This is a genomic window from Pseudoalteromonas sp. SR44-2, assembly GCF_014163745.1.
GTDB lineage: Bacteria > Pseudomonadota > Gammaproteobacteria > Enterobacterales > Alteromonadaceae > Pseudoalteromonas > Pseudoalteromonas distincta.
On the sequence record NZ_JACJDW010000005.1, the window covers coordinates 1 to 18,503 of the forward strand.

Here is an 18,503-nt window from a genome sequence, read left to right on the forward strand (position 1 = left end):
GGTCTTATTTAAGCTTCCAGCTAGACGAGAGGATAGAAGATATCCCCGATGGGTTAAGCCAAAACCATCTAAGTATCCCCATAAAAAGAAAGATGCCAGTCAGCTTAACTGACTGGCATTAGCCTCAAGGCTCCTTTTTTTGTTTTTAATTTTAACTTTTTTGCATCCAGTTTCATTTTATAGCCGTTATTGATATGAGGTTAACATGTAAATAATCGGTGCCGCTTAGTCTATGCCTTATGAGCAAGCGCGTTATTTACCTACATTTGATGGAATATTTAAAAGGTAAAAATGATGAATAAAGCTAATTTAACAACTCATTCAGCACAAAAAAACACACTTAAACACACGCTTAGTTTTTCAGCTTTAACACTTGCAGTATTAATCGGCATTACAGGCTGTAGCTCAGACGATGGTGAAAACGGCGTAGATGGTATTGCAGGCACCGATGGACAAAACGGTACCGACGGTACAAATGGCAACCCTGGCTTTGCATCAGCCACATTAATTTTGGCAAACAATGGCGAGAGCAATACAGGCACTATCGATTTAATTAACCAAAACGCCTCTAAACTAAAAACCTTTAATACAACAGCTAACGAAGGCGTTGCATTTGATAGCTTAGGTAATTTATTGCAAGCAAGCGACAGCGAAAATGGCAGTATTAAAACTATTTGCCAGCTTGCAAATCGTAGTGACGGCGCAACCTATACAGCTAATACAGATCGCGAAATAACAGGTACTAACACAACACTGGTAAACCCTAAAGGAATAGCTGTAGCACAAAAGAGTGGCCTTGTTTTTATTGCTGACTTTGGCGCTATGCAAGTAACGACTTTTGGCGCTACAGCCGCGGGCGATGCAGCGCCTTTAGGCACAACTATTACAGAAGCGGCGCCGTGGGATGTTGATTATGATGAATCTAACGACCGCCTTTATGTAGCACTAACAAATGGTGATGTAGCCGTTTATGATAATTTTGTTGGTGGTGAATTTGCCGCAATGCCAAGCCGCACAATTACTCCAAGTAATAATGATGGCACGCAAATATCTGTAAATATTCACGGCATTGTTTATGACTCAAATACTAATAAACTTGTTTTGTCTGATGTAGGCAGTGCCTCAGACGCAACCGATGGTTCGTTATTTGTAATTAATAATGCTTCAACTGCAGAGGGCTTAGTAAGCGTTGCACGAAGTATTGCCGGTCCAGCAACAATGCTTGGTAACCCAGTTGATATTAGCCTTGAAGGTAGTGACTTACGTGTAGCTGAAAAATCAAATGATGCTGTTCTTGTGTTCAGCAATATATTTTCAGGTGAGAGCGGCAATATCACTCCTGATTTAGTTACCTCAACAATTAAACCTGAGTCAATTACTAAACTGGGTATACAAAATGAGATGGCTGATATTTCAGATAGTGATACCGCTAATATGGCGCTGCTAGGTGTTGCTGTAAGTAGTAATCCGGGCACTGCAGGTGAAACAACTGGGCAAATTAGTCGATTAAGTTCACAACTTAACACAGAAATTGGCAACTATAATGCAAGTCAAACTATCGAAAGTGTAACTTTTGATAAAGCGGGTAATAGTTATACAACGTTCGATAACAGTACAACCTCAATTGGCGGTATTATTATTTCAAATAAAGTGGCAATAAACAGAGATGGGCAAACTTATAATACGAACCAAGACAGCATTATTACTGGTTCGAATACAGGCCTTATATCTCCTAAAGGTCTTGATGTGGCTTCTGATAGCGGTATGATTTTAGTTGCAGAAAATAATGCAGATACTCCAAGTATTTCAATATTTTCAACTTGCACCACAGGGGATGCAAGCCCATTAATGACGCTTACGTTTGCAAACGATGCTCGCCCTTGGGATGTTGATTACGATGCAAACACTGATCGAGCTTTTGTAGCACTAACAAATGGAACCGTTGCTGTATTTGACGAAGTTAAAAGCAAACTAATGGCTGGTAGTACTAATATTGCAGTTGAGGATAGGCTTATAACGCCAGCAAATGCAGGTACAGCAGTAGCAGCACCAAGCAACATGCACGGCATCGACTACGACTCGCTAAGTGGCTCGCTAATACTCTCTGATGTTGGTAGCGCAGCAGTTGCTGACGATGGCAAAATATACGTATTGAATAACGTAGCAACGGCATCGGGCTTGGTAAACATAAGTACCACTATTAGCGGTCCAAATACCCTACTGGGTAACCCTGTTGATATTATGTATACCGGAACAGATTTATACGTAGCTGAGAAGTCAAATAATGTGGTTATGCGATTTAATAATATTTTAAGCAGTGCAGGCGGTGATATAAGCGCCGATACCAGTACGGCATTTACAGCCCCTGAGTCGATTGCAATATTACCAGCTTGGCTTAACAAATAGAGTTAACCTCACCATGCCTGACCAATAACCTTGGTCGGGCATTATCGCATCCACACTTTTATATCTGCCAAGCCATTACTTTGTAAAATACCTAATTGCTGATCAACATTAGAGTTTTGTTCAAACTCGAATGCATCGAGCTGCTCATCAAACGTAATATTAGCCACACCATCACCACCGCGTTTTTTAACTTGATGCAATGCTATATCTGCTAAGTTAATAGAGGTTTCCCAGCTAATTACCTGCCCGCCTAATAAAGGTAATGGATAAAATGACCAACCAATTGATGCCGTGATATTAGTTGTTTTTCCATTTGGTAATTGGAACGAATTAGCCGCTATTACTTTACAAAGTTCTGAAGCATAGCTGTCTATTTTATTGCATTTAAAGTCACGTAATAATAATAAAAACTCATCACCACTCCAACGTGCCACATAGTCAGAGCCCTGCGTACGCGAATTTAACAATGCAGCCATTTGCTGTAAGCAGCTATCACCTGCAATTGGGCCATACGCATCGTTAATACGGCTGAAGTTATCAAAGTTAATAATTACCAGCACCAGTGACTTACCTTGTGCCTGCAGCGACTGTGAATTACGTTGAAAGTGCTCAATATCTTTAGGGAGTTGATCAAACAAAAAGCGGCGACTACGTAGCCCTGTTAGCTCATCTGAGTGACTCACTAATTTAAGCTGTGAATTCACTTGGCCTAATTTATCATTAGCTTGGCGAAGCTCTAAGGTACGCTCAGTGATTAAGCCCTCTAATGCTTCTTGTTTTCTGCGCTCTTGTGCTCTAAACACCCAAAAAATGAGATAAAAAAGCAAAATAAAACCACTGGTAATTAAAAGCCTAAAGTAAATTGTTTCGTCAAAGCGCTCAGGCACTACAAAACCGTATTCTACATCTTGCGCTTTAGCCCAGTCTTCACCTTGGCGCTTAGCTTCTAATTGAAACAAAAACGAGCCAGGAGGCAAGTTAGTATAAATAGCTTCACGTCGCGTATTTGCATAGCGCCAGTCACTATCTAAGCCACTTAGTTTATATCTAAATTCAATGCTGTTTGGTGCATAGTAATCAATAGCTGTGTAAGTTAGCGTTATATCACGCTCGTCTGTTTCTAATGATGGTTTTTTACCAAGCGCAGCGGTAGTTAAATGACGAAGTGGCGTTGTTATTGTCTCTATTGTTGGCTTTAATGCAAGCACACCAAATAGCTCTACATTTTTAGGTATTTCAACAACACCTTGTAAGCTTGGGTACCAAATAGAATTTCCGGTGTCTGCTACCGCATCATGCCCAAGTCCACTACAACATTGATTCGCTTTACCATCAAGTTGACGGTCAAAAGATGAAATTACTTCTTCAACTTTTAAGCTTTTTATTTCTGTTTTAAATTGCTCTACAGGCATTCTGTAAACACCTTTCATGGTGCTTACCCAAACATGCTTTAACTTTTCATCATATTCTAGGCTAAATATAGAACCATACGGTAAACCATTAGCTGCATCGAGCTGACGCCATTGCCCTTGCGTACTTCTGTAAAAAAGCCCGTCGTTAAGAGAGCCGATTAAAATACCCACGCCATCTATATGTAGCACGCTAGTTACGTATGCGCTTTCAAGTGTTGTTTGGTCGCCAATTTTTTCAATGCCACGGTCTGTAAAGTAATATGCGCCCTTACTAGTACCAATCACACCAAAGTTTGTTTTATCTAATACGTAGGTAATAAACTTACTACCTAAAAAAGCGTTATAGGCAAAAGGCGTTAAACCAGCATAATTTAATCGATATAAACCGCGTCCGGTACCAATCCAAAAGCCGCCTTTACTAGAGCGACTTATTGCAAATACCGGATTATCGCGAAGTGCTCGACCAGGGACGGTGTAAAGTGTCTTGTTTTCAAAAACAAATAAGCCGCGCCCTGTGGCTATATATAATCGCTCACCATCAAATTGTAGATCGTGTACTGATGCGTATCCATATTTACTACTTGGGACTAAATTAATAAAACTTTTATCTAAATCAAAATAACCAATGCCGCTTTTATTCGCAACCCACAGTTTACCATCAGGTGCTTGGCTAATAGCCATAACAGATTCGGTCATGTTTGAAACTGCTGAATGTCTTTCTACTCGCCCTTCATGAGCAAGCCACAAGCCTTCACTAAAGCTTGCTAACCAAACGTTATTTTTATCATCTCTAAAAATATCAGCAAACCATATACTTTGATCAAGTTGGCTAGGCTCTACCCATTGCCACTCACCGGTTTTATCTCTGAATAATAAGCGCCCATAGGTCGAAACCCACAAACCACCATCCGTATCACTCATAAACTTATAAACGGCTGAGTTATTTGCATTAGGTAAAGGAAAAGGTCTTAGCTCGTCATCTAAATCTAAAAAGTATGCACCTAGCTCAGAGGCTATGTACAAATTACCATTTAAAAATGATAAATCGTGCACTATGGTTTGCGCTAAGCGCTCTGGTAAAGATATTTTTGCGGTAAGCTCTAAACGTAGTTTAGAAAAGTCTGATGAGTTTTTTGTAAGGCGCAATAAATGACGATCATTAACCAACCAAATGCCTTCAGGAGAGAGTGCCATTTGGCTAACAGAGCCAACTATTTGTGTTATCACCGTAGCATTAACAATAGGTAGAGGACCATTTACTTCAGTGCGTAAATCAACTTGCCCTCTATCTACATAGTATAAGCCGTTGGCCGCAATCCATATGCTACCTTTAGAGTCCTCAAGAATATCTCTTACAGGACCTTTAATATTAAATTCTTGTGCTGCAAATGTGGCTGGGTTAATAACTACCAAGCCACTTTTAGTGCCTACCCATAACAAACCACTAGAATCGACTAAAAGCTTATTAACACCATTACTAGGCAAGAATGGACTATTTTGCGTGTTGTAATTTGTAAATGTTGTACCATCAAAACGGCTTAAACCAAATTGCGTACCAAGCCACATATAGCCTTGCTGATCTTGCACAACACTTTTAAGTGATTGCGACGGTAGGCCATCTTTTATATTCCATTGCTTAACTACGTAATCAGTAATTGAAGCCCAACTTGGCGTCGCGCACAACATAAGTACACAAACCAGTAAAAATCGCATCATATTGCTGCCACCTAGTTAAACAAATCAAATATAAAAATTAAAAGGGCAATAAACCCACTTTTATTAACGCTTGCAAACATATAAGCGAAAAAATACCCGCAAGTATATCGTCGGCCATTATACCTAAACCGCCATGTACTCGTTTGTCTAGCATACGGATTGGGCCGGGTTTTGCTATATCAAAAAAGCGAAATAACAAAAAACCTACGAGTAATGTTTGCCAGCTAAGTGCTGCGCCAATCATGGTGATGTAATAACCCGCCACTTCATCCCATACAATAGCAGGATGATCGTGCACGCCTAGATCATCAGCCGTTTTACCACACGCCCATATACCAAATATACTGATCACTACAGCAAATACAATTTGCAGCCATAGTGGATAATACATGGTCATAAAAATGAATGGCAAGGCAGCAAATGTACCAAATGTACCGGGCGCTTTAGGGGCAAGCCCTGTCCCAAAGCCCAGACCAAAAAACTGATGTGGACGCTTTAAATTAAACTTGCGGTTATTGTTCAAACCAGCTCCTTTGCAAAATGCTCAAAACCCTGCGGTTCAAAATCAAACTTTTCACCGTTGTGTAAAAGCTCAATTTGGCCATCGCCACTTTTAACTTGGCCAATGCATGTTGCATCTACACCATACTGGCGTAGCTTTATTTCTAACATACTTTTATTGCTATCAGGGACCGTAAAAATTAACTCGTAATCATCACCGTAACTAAGAATAAATGGCAGCTGCTGATTAAAATTAAGGCTTGCTTGCATCGCATCTGAAGTTGGAATACTTTCAATATTGACCACTGCACTTACTTGTGACATATCTAGTATATGACTTAAATCAGCGATTAAGCCGTCCGACACATCGATAGCTGATGATGCAAGGCCTCGTAATACCTGTCCTGCAGCAACACGTGGGGTTGGAAAGTTAAAGCGTTTATTTACGTACTTTAAATGTTCTGGATCAATACTTATACCTTGTTTGCGAGACTCAATCGCAAGTCCAGCGTCACCTAGCGGACCCGTAACATAAATCCAATTACCCACTTTTGCGCCACTACGACGAAGTGCAGTACCTTCGGGTACAGTCCCTTTCGCACAAATAGTGATGGTTAATGGGCCCTGAGTTGTATCGCCACCTATAATCTGCACATTAAAATATTCAGCAATTTCATGCATGCCATCAGTAAACTCTTCAATCCACTGTGGGTCAATACTTGGCAAAGTTAACGCAACTGAAACCCAAGTTGGCTCAGCGCCCATGGCCGCTAAATCACTTAAATTAACAGCAAGCGCTCTGTGACCTAATGCACGAGGGGAAATATCATCAAAAAAGTGTACGCCAGCAACAAGAGTGTCTGTTGTAACGGCAAGTTGGCAGTTTTGTGGAACGGTTACTAAAGCGCAATCATCCCCTATACCTAGGTTTACATCACGACGGGTGATACCGCGACCTTTAAAGTAGCGGTTAATTAATTCAAATTCCTTCATACACAAAAAAGCCGGCCTATGCCGGCTCCCCTCTTTAACGGTTTACTTACTTGCGTAAATGCTTAACAGCTTTATCAAGTACACCGTTTACAAATTTATGGCTGTCTTCAGCGCCAAAAATTTTGGCCAGCTCAATACCTTCGTTAATAGCAACTTTATAAGGTACGTCTTCACGGAACTTAAGCTCATAGCTGCTTAAACGTAAAATTGCACGCTCAACCATATCTAAGTCATCAAACGGACGTGTTAAATGTGGTGATACAGCTTCGTCTAGTTGCTTGTAATTTACAGCAACACCTGTCGCTAGATCTTTAAAGTATTCAACATCAATTTTAGTAACGTCTGTTTCGATCAACATTTGTTGTTCGATATCGGCAATTAAATTGCCACTTATTTGCCAAGAATAAACGGCTTGGAGTGCTAAGATACGTGCTTTACGTCTTGCTGCTGGTTTCACAAAAATTCCTTAAACTTAAATTTTATCTAACACATTAACCATTTCAAGCGCGCCTAAAGCAGCTTCGCCGCCTTTATTGCCCATTTTGGTGCCAGCACGCTCAATTGCTTGTTCAATGCTTTCTGTGGTTAATACGCCAAATGCAACCGGGATATCATACTCAAGTGATACTTGCGCAAGACCTTTGTTTGATTCGCCAGCAACTAGGTCAAAGTGTGGTGTACCACCTCTGATCACTACGCCTAATGCGATGATTGCATCATACTCTTTTTTTGCCGCAACGCGTTTAGCCGCTAAAGGTAATTCTACTGCGCCTGGCACATAAATAACGGTAATATCGTCATCTGATACGCCACCTGTGCGTTTTAGCTCATCAACAGCACCTGCAAGGAGGCTGCTACCAATAAAGTCATTAAAACGAGAAATGACAATGGCAAATTTTTTGCCTGGAGCGTACTTATTACCTTCAATAATTTTCATTTGATAACCCTAAAAATAAGTTCAAGCGGTTGCGATTGCGCAAAAATTGCTGCGCATCATACCATAAAAATAAAATAATAGCCTAGTTTAAGCGTGATGCTTATTGTGGCTCAACGTAATCAACAACTTCTAAATGAAAGCCCGAAAGTGCATGGTACTTTTTAGGGCGACTCATTAATCGCATTTGTTTAATTCCAAGATCGGCAAGTATTTGCGAACCTACGCCAACAGTACGAGATGTACCTTTGAATTTACGTGGCGTAACGCTTTCGCCTGCATCAGCTGCTGCAAATGCTTTCACAGTTGCCTCTAACTCTTCAGTGCTTTCTTGCTTACCTAAAATAACTAAAGCACCTTCATTTTTAGCAATATAGGCCATTGCTTCAGAAAGACCCCAGCTACGGTCAGCACTTCTGTCTGAAAGTAGAATATCGTTAAAGGTACTTTGTAAATGTACACGTACATTTGTCGGCTCTTGATCTTTTATATCGCCTTTGAGCAATACGTAATGTAATTGGCCGTCAATTGTGTCTTTGTAAGTAACTAAATCAAATTCACCATGAACAGTTGGTAACTTACATTTTGCTACTTGCTCAATTGTTGTTTCGTTTAAGTTGCGGTATTCGATTAAATCAGCAATGGTGCCAATTTTAATATCGTGCTCTTTCGCAAAAACTTCTAAATCAGGGCGACGTGCCATAGTGCCGTCAGCATTAAGTATTTCAACAATAACAGATGATGCTTCAAGCCCAGCTAAACGCGCTAAATCACAGCCAGCTTCAGTGTGTCCTGCGCGAGTTAATACGCCACCAGGTTGCGCCATAATAGGAAAAATATGACCAGGCTGAACAATATCACTTGGGACTGCGCCTTTAGCTATAGCCGCTTGCACTGTACGCGCTCTATCTGCTGCTGAAATACCGGTTGTAACACCTTTTGATGCTTCTATCGACATTGTAAAGTTAGTCGAAAATGCTGCACCATTGTTTTTAACCATTAACGGTAAATCAAGTTGCTCGCAACGCTCTTGCGTCATGGTTAAACAAATTAAACCACGGCCATGGGTAGCCATGAAATTAATCGCTTCTGCGCTAATATGCTCAGCAGCTATTATTAAATCGCCTTCATTTTCTCTATCTTCATCATCCATTAAAATAACCATTTTACCGGCTTTAATATCGTCGATGATTTCTTGCGCGCTGTGTAAATTCATAAATTTGCTCGTGTAAGTTGTCAGTTTCGTTATTTAATAAAACCCGCTTTAGCGAGTAAGCTCATCGAAATATCAGAGCCCGTTGGTTGCTCTGCACCCTTTATAAGGCGCTCTAAATAACGTGCAATTTGATCTACCTCTAAATTAACTTGAGTACCTACTTTAAAATGAGCAATTGTGGTTTGCTCACTCGTGTGTGGGACAATTGTTAATTTGAATTTATTGCCCTCTACAGCGTTTACTGTCAGGCTTATACCATCAATACATACCGAACCTTTGTACGGAATGTATTTCATTAAATTTTCGTCAGTTGTAAGCCAATATTCTGTTGCTCTGGCGTTTGCTGTAATACTTGTAATTGTTGCGATACCATCAACATGGCCAGATACTAAATGACCGCCTAAACGAGAAACAGGTTGCATGGCTTTTTCAAGATTCACCGTTTGTCCTAAAGCATAGTGAGCAAAACCGGTCAAACTAATCGTCTCATTAGATAAATCCGCACTAAAACCATCAATATGTTTATCAACTACAGTTAAGCAAACACCATTAGTTGCAATGCTGTCACCTAACTTTACGTCTGTCATATCAAGATCAGTACTTTGGATACGAATGGCTAAGTCGCCTTGTTTTTTTTGTAATAAAGCAATTTTGCCTGTGGCTTCTATTATCCCAGTAAACATAGCACTACTCTTTTTATTAAGTGATTTTAATGAGTTTTAACGCGGTGATACGTAAATCGTCACCAATGCGCGCACATTCATTAAATGTTAAATCAACGGTGTTTTGCATACTCGTCAATTCAGGAAAATTAACTAAACTTTTTGCATCATGGCCCATTAGTTTAGGCGCTAAATAAAAAACAAACTCGTCAACTAAATTAAGCTCTGCCATTTTACCAGCAAGTGTTGCGCCAGCTTCAAGCCAAACATTATTAAACTGCAGTTGCCCAAGTTTTTCTAAAACGGCTTGTAAATCAACTTTACCGTTACTTTCACTGACTTCAATATGCTTTACAAAATGCGGCCATTGCAATGATTTATCAACCTTAGTCGTAAATATTATTACATCACTTTGGATTTCAAATAAAGCAAGGTCAGGTGTTAAACGGTTTTGAGAGTCAATTATAACACGCACGGGCTGGCGAAGCGGCAAATCAGTAGGCAGTGTGCAAGGCAGCTCACTTAGTCGCACATTAAGTTTAGCATCATCGACTAACACTGTATCGGCACCGGTTAAAATAGCGCAGCTTTTCGCTCGGTATAATTGTACGTCTTGTCGAGCAGCAGGGCTTGTGATCCACTTACTTTGCCCATTTTTAAGCGCTGTTTTACCATCAATACTCGCTGCCATTTTGCAAATCACATAAGGTAGGCCTTGCTCCATACGCTTAAAAAAGCCAACGTTAAGTGCGCGAGCTTGTGATCCGAGTAACCCGTAAGCAACGTCAATACCCGCGTCGCTCAGTATTTTAAGGCCTTTGCCAGCAACTTGTGGATTTGTATCAACCATAGCAGCAATTACTTTTACCACACCGGCAGCTTTTAAGCCTTCGGCGCACGGTGGCGTACGGCCATAATGACTACACGGTTCAAGCGTTACATAAGCCGTTGCACCTTGTGCATTTTTTCCAGCGACAGCCAGTGCATTTACTTCAGCATGACCTTGACCAGCTAATTGATGGAACCCCTCGCCAATTATTTGATTATTTTTAACTAATACACAGCCAACATTAGGGTTAGGTGTGGTAGTAAACCGACCTTTTTTGGCAAGTTCTATGGCGCGTGCCATATACATTTCATCATGTTCGGTAAAAGTAGTTTGGCTTTGCATTTATTACTCCCCTAAACGGGCAATTTCTTCGCCAAATTCGCGTATATCTTCAAACGATCGATAAACAGAGGCAAATCTTACGTACGCTACTTTATCGAGCTTTTTGAGGGCTTCCATAATGCACTCACCCACCAAATGGCTTGAAATTTCTCGCTCACCCGTTGCACGCAACTGCGATTTTATTATATTCACCACTTCATCTACTTGCTCTGTGCTCACTGGACGTTTTTCGAGTGCGCGATTTAAGCCATTTAATAATTTATCTTCGTTAAATGGTTCGCGGCTGCCATCTTGTTTAATAACACGAGGCATAACCAGTTCAGCGCCTTCAAATGTAGTAAAGCGCTCGTGGCAGTCGTTGCACTCACGGCGCCTGCGAACTTGGTGGCCTCCGCCGACTAGGCGAGAATCAATAACTTTAGTATCTTTTGCGGTACAAAATGGGCAATGCATAGCTTGGTATTTCCGTTTTAAAACAAAAAAGACCGCTAAATAGCGGTCTTTTATCTTAGCAAAAAACTAAACAGTTGTGATCTAAATTACTACTGCTTATGCAATTAAGCGTATACAGGTAATTTTGCACAAATAGCTTTTACTTTTTCTTTAACTTGCGCCTGTACAGATTCATCAGTGATGTTATCTAGTACGTCACAAATCCAGCCAGCAAGCTCTTTTGATTCTTCTTCTTTGAAACCACGACGAGTGATAGCAGGAGAACCAATACGCAAACCAGATGTTACAAACGGAGAACGTGGATCGTTTGGCACTGAGTTTTTATTAACTGTGATGTTAGCGTTACCAAGGGCTGCATCTGCATCTTTACCAGTAATATCTTTATCGATTAAATCGAGTAGGAATAAGTGGTTTTCAGTTTTGTCAGATACGATTTTGTAGCCGCGCTCTTGCATTACAGCAACCATTGCTTTTGCGTTTTTAACAACTTGTGTTTGGTATACTTTAAATTCTGGTTGAAGCGCTTCTTTAAATGCCACTGCTTTTGCTGCAATAACATGACATAAAGGACCACCTTGGCCACCAGGGAAAACTGCGCTGTTAAGCTTTTTATAGATTGCTTCGTCGCCACATGCAGAGATAATTAAACCACCACGAGGACCAGCAAGTGTTTTATGCGTAGTTGTAGTTACAACATGTGCATGGGGAACTGGGCTTGGGTAAACGCCTGCCGCAATTAAACCTGCAACGTGAGCCATATCAACAAACAGGTAAGCACCTACTTTGTCAGCAATTTCACGGAATTTAGCCCAATCAACAATACCTGAGTACGCTGAGAAACCACCAATAATCATTTTTGGTTTATGCTCAAGTGCTAGTGCTTCAACCTGTGCGTAATCAATTTCGCCCGTTGTTTCATCTAGTCCGTATTGAATTGCATTGTAAAGCTTACCAGAAAAGCTTACGTGTGATCCGTGAGTTAAGTGACCACCATGAGCTAAGCTCATACCAAGTACAGTGTCGCCTGCTTCTAATAGCGCTAGAAAAACAGCAGCATTAGCTTGCGAACCAGCATGTGGTTGTACGTTTGCGTAGTCAGAACCAAATAACTCGTTAGCACGGTCAATTGCTAATTGCTCAACAACATCAACGTGCTCACAACCGCCATAATAACGTTTACCAGGGTAACCTTCTGCGTATTTATTTGTAAGCTGTGAACCCTGCGCTTCTAGTACGCGTGGGCTACAGTAGTTTTCTGAAGCGATTAGTTCAATGTGCTCTTCTTGGCGAGCAGTTTCTTTGTTTATCGCGTCAAATAACTCTGGATCAAAATCCGAAATATTCATGCTACGTTCTAACATTGGGGTCTCCTAGGGCAACGTGTATGGTGTTTTTTAGAGGCTTTATTGTACGCTTTAAACGACTCTTTGCCTACGCTCTTAAGTTGAGGATATTTAAACAGGGATTGAAACTATTTCACAGACTTTTTAAGATGATATTTTCTTATAAAACCATAACGATTTTAAATGAATGCTATTTCCTACATTTAATTAGTAAATGCAACTCACTAGATTTAATACCCTAAAGTTATAAAAAAAGGCGGCTTAACCGCCTTTTAAAATTAATTAACCTAGCCAAGTTTAGCAAGTATTTCTGTACGTAATGCGTCGTAATCGGCCTTAATATCGCTTGCTAGGCATGGTTTTGCTAGTGCGTCGCTAAGTGGTTTTGGCATACCTAATTCAATATTTAAAATACCCTCTACGCTTTCTTTAAACTTAGCAGGATGAGCTGTGGCTAAAAAGATACCCGCAGCACCAGGCGCTCGATTTTCAACAAGACCTTGGTACGCAATAGCAGTGTGAGGCTCTGCAACATAACCCGTTTGTTGAATTTTTTTCATCACCGATTGCGTGTCTTCCTCGTTTACGCTAGTTGAATAAAAGTTATCGTAGCTAAACCAGTTATTATCTAACATTGTTTGCACACGCGGCCAGTTGTTTGGCTTACTTACATCCATTGCATTTGAAAGCGACTCAAGTGTTGCGTTTGGCGTCCAGGTTTTATCAAGCATAAAGCGTGGCACAGTATCATTTTGGTTGGTTGTTGCACTTAATTTACCTACAGGTAAGCCAATAACCGCACCAATCATTGCAGCACATACATTACCAAAGTTGCCACTTGGCACTGATATATGCGCTGTTGCGCGTTTTTCTTTTGGTAGTTGTGCAATGGCTTCAAAGTAATAACAAACCTGAGCAACTAAACGGCTAATATTAATTGAATTAGCAGAATTAAGCCCAAGTGTTGATTTAACTTCTTCATCTAAAAAGGCATTTTTAACCAACTCTTGGCAATCATCAAAACTGCCATCAACTGCGTAACAATGAATATTGTTACCTAACGTAGTAAATAGCGTTTGCTGAGCAAGTGAAATTTTGCCTTTAGGATATAAGATGACAACATCGATATTCGGCTTGTTATAAAAAGCATGCGCAACGGCTGCACCAGTATCGCCCGATGTTGCAGTTAAAATAGTTACTTTTTCATCTTTATTAAATTGCGCTAAACACTCAGCCATAAAGCGACCACCAAAGTCTTTAAACGCAAGCGTAGGACCATGAAACAACTCTAAGCAGTATGTATTCTCTTCAACTTCCACCAGCTTAACTGGAAAGTTAAATGCATTTTTAACCATTTGTGCCACAGTGTCGCTTGGTAGCTCATCGCCAATTAGGTGAGATAATATTTTGCCACTGCGTGTAACAAAGTCCATATCAAGCAATGTATCAACATCAGACAGTGGGGCAAGGGATTCAGGGAAAAACACACCTTGATTACGACCTAAACCTGTTTTTACGGCTTCAACGAACGACACTTTTTGTGAGCTATCTTTTAAATTATGTAATTGCATGACTACCTATCCTATAAAACTGTTAATTGACGCGTGCCGTCGTTATCTAATTTACAAATGTGGCAAAAGCCTTGCTCGTTAATGTAATTTGCCTCTAACCACTGCGCGCATTGCTGTGCAGCTTCAAGTGTTTTACATACACTAAACAAGGTGGGTCCTGCGCCCGAAATACTCACTATTTCAGCACCCAGCGCTGGTAAGCTTGCTTTGGCTTCACTAAAACCTTTAATAAGCGGGGCGCGGTAAGGTTCTGCTATTTCATCTTTCATTATGCTCAGCGCATCGTCAAAACGATTAGTTAACAGTAAACTACTAAATGCCGATAAACGCTGTGCAAACTCAACACTTGCATGCATGCTCAACTCTTTTGGTAAAACCGAGCGCGCTTTTGCGGTATTAAGTGAAAAACCTGGGAACGCAGCAACATAATACCAATTGTCATCCACAGGCAGTGCAATCGATTTATCAGGGATTAAATCACCTGTTAATTGCAAACCACCTAAATAACATGGCGTGATGTTGTCGTAATGACGACCACCGCTCACTACTGCTTCAAAGTCAGCCATAAGCTCAATAAGCTCAACCTGACTTAAGTTAGTTTGTGCAAACTTATCAAGGGCAGCAAAGGTAGCCACGACCGAGCATGCACTAGAACCAAGTCCAGAACCAATTGGTAAATTCTTTTTAAGCTCGAGCTTTACGCTTGGCATATCAGGCGCAACATGCGCTCTAAAATGTACTAAACACTGGTATGCTAAGTTTTCATTCGCATCACTTGGTAACTTATGAGCGTAGTCGCCAGTACAAATAAATTCGTCACTTGGTGCTGCACTTACAACGGCTACATCACCTAATAAACTGCCATCAATTGGCGCAAGCGCTGCGCCAAGTGCATCAAAACCCACTGCAAAATTACCAATAGACGCCGGAGCATATACTTCAATCATAACGAGCTCCTAGCGCGATAGTGTTTTTAAAATATCAGCAAATACACCCGCTGCTGTTACTTCAGAGCCGGCACCATAACCACGAATTACAAACGGACGTGGCTGGTAGTATTGGCTTAAAATAGCAAGCGCGTTTTCGCCATCGCGAATTACATTGAGCGCATGTTTTTCATCAACAGCCTCAATACCTACTTTACAGTGACCTTCTTTAATTGTACCTACATAACGAAGTACCTTACCTTCGCTCGCAGCGCTTTGAATACGGTCATTAAAATCAGCATCTAGGCTTGGTAGTTTTGCCATAAACTCATCAACGCTATCACCTTGTGCAAAACCTTGTGGTAATACTGACTCAACTTCGATATCGCTTAGCTCCAACTTCATACCTGCTTCGCGAGCAATGATCAGTAACTTACGTGCTACATCGGTACCCGATAAATCATCACGAGGATCTGGTTCTGTAAAGCCACTTTCTTTAGCTTTAATTGTGGCTTCAGAGAGTGATAAACCATCTTGAAGTGCGCCAAACATATACGAAAGTGAGCCAGATAAAATACCGCTAAACTCTAGTAACTCATCACCGGCACCAAATAATGACTGTAAGTTGTCGATAACTGGTAAGCCTGCACCAACATTTGTTTCGTATAGAAATTTACGATTATTCTTTTGTGTTGCTGCAATTAAATCTTGGTAATACGTGTATGAGCTTGTTGTCGCTTTTTTATTGGCAGCAACTACATGGAAACCTGCATTTAGAAAGTCTACATACTGCGCAGCAAGTGCATCTGAGGATGTACAATCTACTAATACTGGATTCACTAAGTGGTTTTGCTTAACAAACTGCTCCACTAAATTTAAGTCAAATGCTTGCTCAGATGAGGCCAATTTTTGCTGCCAATCACTAAAAGCAATGCCTTCGTTATCAAGGTGTAATTGACGAGAGTTAGCAACACCATACAAGTTGAGTTTTATATTACGCTTTTCAAGCCAAGCTTGTTGACGTTCAAGCTGATTAATAAGCTCCTGCCCTACTAAGCCACAACCTAGTAAAAACACATCAATTGACGGCACATGCGTGAAAAAGTTTTCATGGCAGATTTTTACAGCGTCATTACACAACTCACCATCAATCACCGCAGAAATAGCACTTTCTGTAGAATCCTGTGCAATTGCCACAATATTTACTTGCGCTTGTGCAAGCGATGCAAAAAACTTAGCCGCTAAACCACGGTGTGCGCGCATGTTGTCGCCCACTAAAGTAACAATGGCTAAATTTCGCTGTACTTGTACAGGCTCAATAAGCCCTGCTTGTAATTCAAGCTCAAATGCAGTTTGTAGCGCATCGAGTGCAAGTGCTAGGTCTGTTTCGTGCACACAAAAACTAATGCTAAATTCACATGATGATTGCGTGATCAATACAATTGATACGTTATCGTGAGCAAGCGCATTAAATACCTTAGACGCCATGCCTACTTTACCTTTCATGCCTGGGCCTGAAACAGTTAGCATTGCAAGGTCTTGTAAGCTCGAAAGCGCTTTTACTGGCTCATCAGATGAATAATCGTTACCAATTAATGAGCCTTGTGCGTCTGGGTTATGCGTATTTTTAATTTCGCATGGCACGCCTGCTTTAGCACACGGTAAAATTGTTTTAGGGTGAAGTACTTTTGCACCAAAGTAAGAAAGCTCCATCGCTTCTTTATAAGATAAAAAATCTACTTTAGTGGCTTTTTTAATATAACGAGGATCAGCACTGTATACACCATCAACGTCTGTCCAAATTTGGCAAATTTCAGCTTCTAAACATGCTGCTGCAATTGCTGCTGAGTAGTCTGAGCCATTACGGCCAAGCGTTGTAATCTCGCCCTTGTCATTACTCGCAGTAAAACCAGGCATGATATAAATAGTTGCAGGATTTTCTTTAAGCACAGCTTGAAAGCGCGCTTTACTTATTACTAAATCAGCCTCGGCGTCGATATAACCACCCGTTGAGGCGATACAGCTTGTTGCTTCTAAGTATCTTGCATCGTGCGAGTTCAATAAAGCCTGCATTAAAGAAACGCTAACGCGCTCTCCAAAGCTAATTACAAATGCGCGAACTTGATCAGGGCAACACTGTATAAGCGACACGCCATCTAATTTATTTTTAAGTTCCATTAGATCTGGCCAGCTTGTAACTACTACGCCACTTTTTTCAACGTCAGCTTTTAAGCCTTCACAACGGTTAGCTAAGGCTTGCCATTGCTGCGAAAAATCTAAGCCTTGCTCTGCGGCACTTGCAAGTGCAACTAGCGAATCGGTCATTCCACCTGGAGCAGAAAGCACCAATAACATTTCATCTTTTAACTGTGCTTTAACTAACTGAGCTACCTGTTGTAAGCATGCATAATCGGCAAGTGAAGACCCACCAAATTTTAAAACTCGCATTGTTTATGTTCCTCATCCCATAAAACGAAAAAAGGCCTGTGTTCTAAGTGAACACAGGCCTTTAAATTTGTTGCACCGACCTATGCCACTATCCAGTAAGAATGATGGTTGTAATAATAATGGTCAGTACGCGATTAATTGTTTTCATATGTTAAGACTGCCTTAACAAAGGCTATGCTGTCAACCCTAAATTAAAAGATAAAACAGCCTTTTTTAACATGAAAAAACCTAATGAATGCCAAATTTATGCAATATTTCATTCAAGCTTGATTTATTAATAGGTTTATCAATAAAATCAATTGCGCCAAGCTGAGCGACACGTTGCTTCATTTTTTCCTGTATATCAGCAGAAATAACCAACACAAAGCACTCTATTTTTTCTGTTTTTATAGTTTCAAGTACTTGTATACCATCAACCTCTGGCATGGTGAGGTCTAGGCACAGTAAATCAAAGTTTTGTGCTCTTAAAAGATCGAGGGCGTTTGCTCCATTTATAGCTTGTTGTATATCTGCGTCTATACACTCATTTAAACACCGCACGACTTGTTTACGAGCAACAGCAGAATCATCACAGACTAATATCGAAAATTTCATCATGTTTACTACTACACAACCATCAAAGTTATTAAAAGACCATCTTCCTTTGCACTAAGGACACTTTAACACGCATCTAAATACTTAGCGCATTAATAATTCAATGCAATAATAAATATAGAATTAATTCATTTAAATGTGATTAACGAAACTAAAT

The 18,503-nt window shown here is 40.5% G+C and carries 15 protein-coding genes; 1 reads left to right on the forward strand and 14 read right to left on the reverse strand.

Annotation, left to right across the window (positions count from 1 at the left end; all coding sequences use genetic code 11):
* Positions 1-294: 294 nt before the first annotated feature.
* Positions 295-2,406 (forward strand): hypothetical protein, encoded by a 2,112-nt coding sequence (locus tag H5115_RS04270; protein WP_182753828.1) that lies wholly within the window; start codon positions 295-297, stop codon positions 2,404-2,406.
* A 41-nt stretch (positions 2,407-2,447) separates the two neighbouring features.
* Here H5115_RS04270 and H5115_RS04275 read toward each other — a convergent pair whose 3' ends face one another.
* The 14 genes from H5115_RS04275 to H5115_RS04340 all read right to left on the reverse strand — a co-directional run bounded on the left by H5115_RS04275 (position 2,448) and on the right by H5115_RS04340 (position 18,349).
* Complete coding sequence (locus H5115_RS04275) at positions 2,448-5,534, reverse strand: ligand-binding sensor domain-containing diguanylate cyclase (RefSeq protein WP_182672770.1); 3,087 nt, start codon at positions 5,532-5,534, stop codon at positions 2,448-2,450.
* A gap of 37 nt (positions 5,535-5,571) precedes the next feature.
* A complete protein-coding gene (locus tag H5115_RS04280; protein ID WP_024596288.1) occupies positions 5,572-6,057 on the reverse strand; it encodes a phosphatidylglycerophosphatase A in 486 nt (161 codons plus the stop codon).
* The gene (gene thiL, locus H5115_RS04285; protein WP_182753830.1) at positions 6,054-7,028 is read right to left on the reverse strand and encodes a thiamine-phosphate kinase; all 975 of its coding nucleotides are present in this window, start codon (positions 7,026-7,028) and stop codon (positions 6,054-6,056) included. Before thiL ends, H5115_RS04280 begins: the two co-directional genes overlap by 4 nt.
* 46 nt (positions 7,029-7,074) lie before the next feature.
* Positions 7,075-7,485, reverse strand: a complete 411-nt coding sequence (gene nusB, locus H5115_RS04290) for a transcription antitermination factor NusB (protein ID WP_002961751.1) — start codon at positions 7,483-7,485, stop codon at positions 7,075-7,077.
* A gap of 15 nt (positions 7,486-7,500) precedes the next feature.
* Positions 7,501-7,965 carry a 6,7-dimethyl-8-ribityllumazine synthase gene (gene ribE / locus H5115_RS04295; RefSeq protein WP_002961753.1) on the reverse strand — a complete coding sequence of 155 codons (465 nt, stop codon included), beginning with the start codon at positions 7,963-7,965 and terminating at the stop codon, positions 7,501-7,503.
* A 100-nt stretch (positions 7,966-8,065) separates the two neighbouring features.
* Positions 8,066-9,178 carry a bifunctional 3,4-dihydroxy-2-butanone-4-phosphate synthase/GTP cyclohydrolase II gene (gene ribBA, locus H5115_RS04300; RefSeq protein ID WP_024603846.1) on the reverse strand — a complete coding sequence of 371 codons (1,113 nt, stop codon included), beginning with the start codon at positions 9,176-9,178 and terminating at the stop codon, positions 8,066-8,068.
* 29 nt (positions 9,179-9,207) lie between these two features.
* Positions 9,208-9,861, reverse strand: a complete 654-nt coding sequence (locus tag H5115_RS04305; RefSeq protein ID WP_024596291.1) for a riboflavin synthase — start codon at positions 9,859-9,861, stop codon at positions 9,208-9,210.
* A gap of 16 nt (positions 9,862-9,877) precedes the next feature.
* Positions 9,878-11,011, reverse strand: a complete 1,134-nt coding sequence (gene ribD, locus H5115_RS04310) for a bifunctional diaminohydroxyphosphoribosylaminopyrimidine deaminase/5-amino-6-(5-phosphoribosylamino)uracil reductase RibD (protein ID WP_182753832.1) — start codon at positions 11,009-11,011, stop codon at positions 9,878-9,880.
* A 3-nt stretch (positions 11,012-11,014) separates the two neighbouring features.
* Positions 11,015-11,464 carry a transcriptional regulator NrdR gene (gene nrdR / locus H5115_RS04315; RefSeq protein WP_002961761.1) on the reverse strand — a complete coding sequence of 150 codons (450 nt, stop codon included), beginning with the start codon at positions 11,462-11,464 and terminating at the stop codon, positions 11,015-11,017.
* A gap of 104 nt (positions 11,465-11,568) precedes the next feature.
* Positions 11,569-12,825 (reverse strand): serine hydroxymethyltransferase, encoded by a 1,257-nt coding sequence (gene glyA / locus H5115_RS04320; RefSeq protein WP_002961763.1) that lies wholly within the window; start codon positions 12,823-12,825, stop codon positions 11,569-11,571.
* Positions 12,826-13,094: 269 nt separating this feature from the next.
* Entirely contained in the window at positions 13,095-14,378 is a 1,284-nt protein-coding gene (thrC, locus tag H5115_RS04325; protein ID WP_182753834.1) for a threonine synthase, read from the reverse strand.
* 11 nt (positions 14,379-14,389) lie between these two features.
* Complete coding sequence (thrB, locus tag H5115_RS04330) at positions 14,390-15,325, reverse strand: homoserine kinase (protein ID WP_149606433.1); 936 nt, start codon at positions 15,323-15,325, stop codon at positions 14,390-14,392.
* Positions 15,326-15,334: 9 nt separating this feature from the next.
* Entirely contained in the window at positions 15,335-17,752 is a 2,418-nt protein-coding gene (gene thrA, locus H5115_RS04335) for a bifunctional aspartate kinase/homoserine dehydrogenase I (protein WP_182753836.1), read from the reverse strand.
* 228 nt (positions 17,753-17,980) lie between these two features.
* Positions 17,981-18,349, reverse strand: a complete 369-nt coding sequence (locus H5115_RS04340; RefSeq protein WP_024596295.1) for a response regulator — start codon at positions 18,347-18,349, stop codon at positions 17,981-17,983.
* Positions 18,350-18,503: the final 154 nt, after the last annotated feature.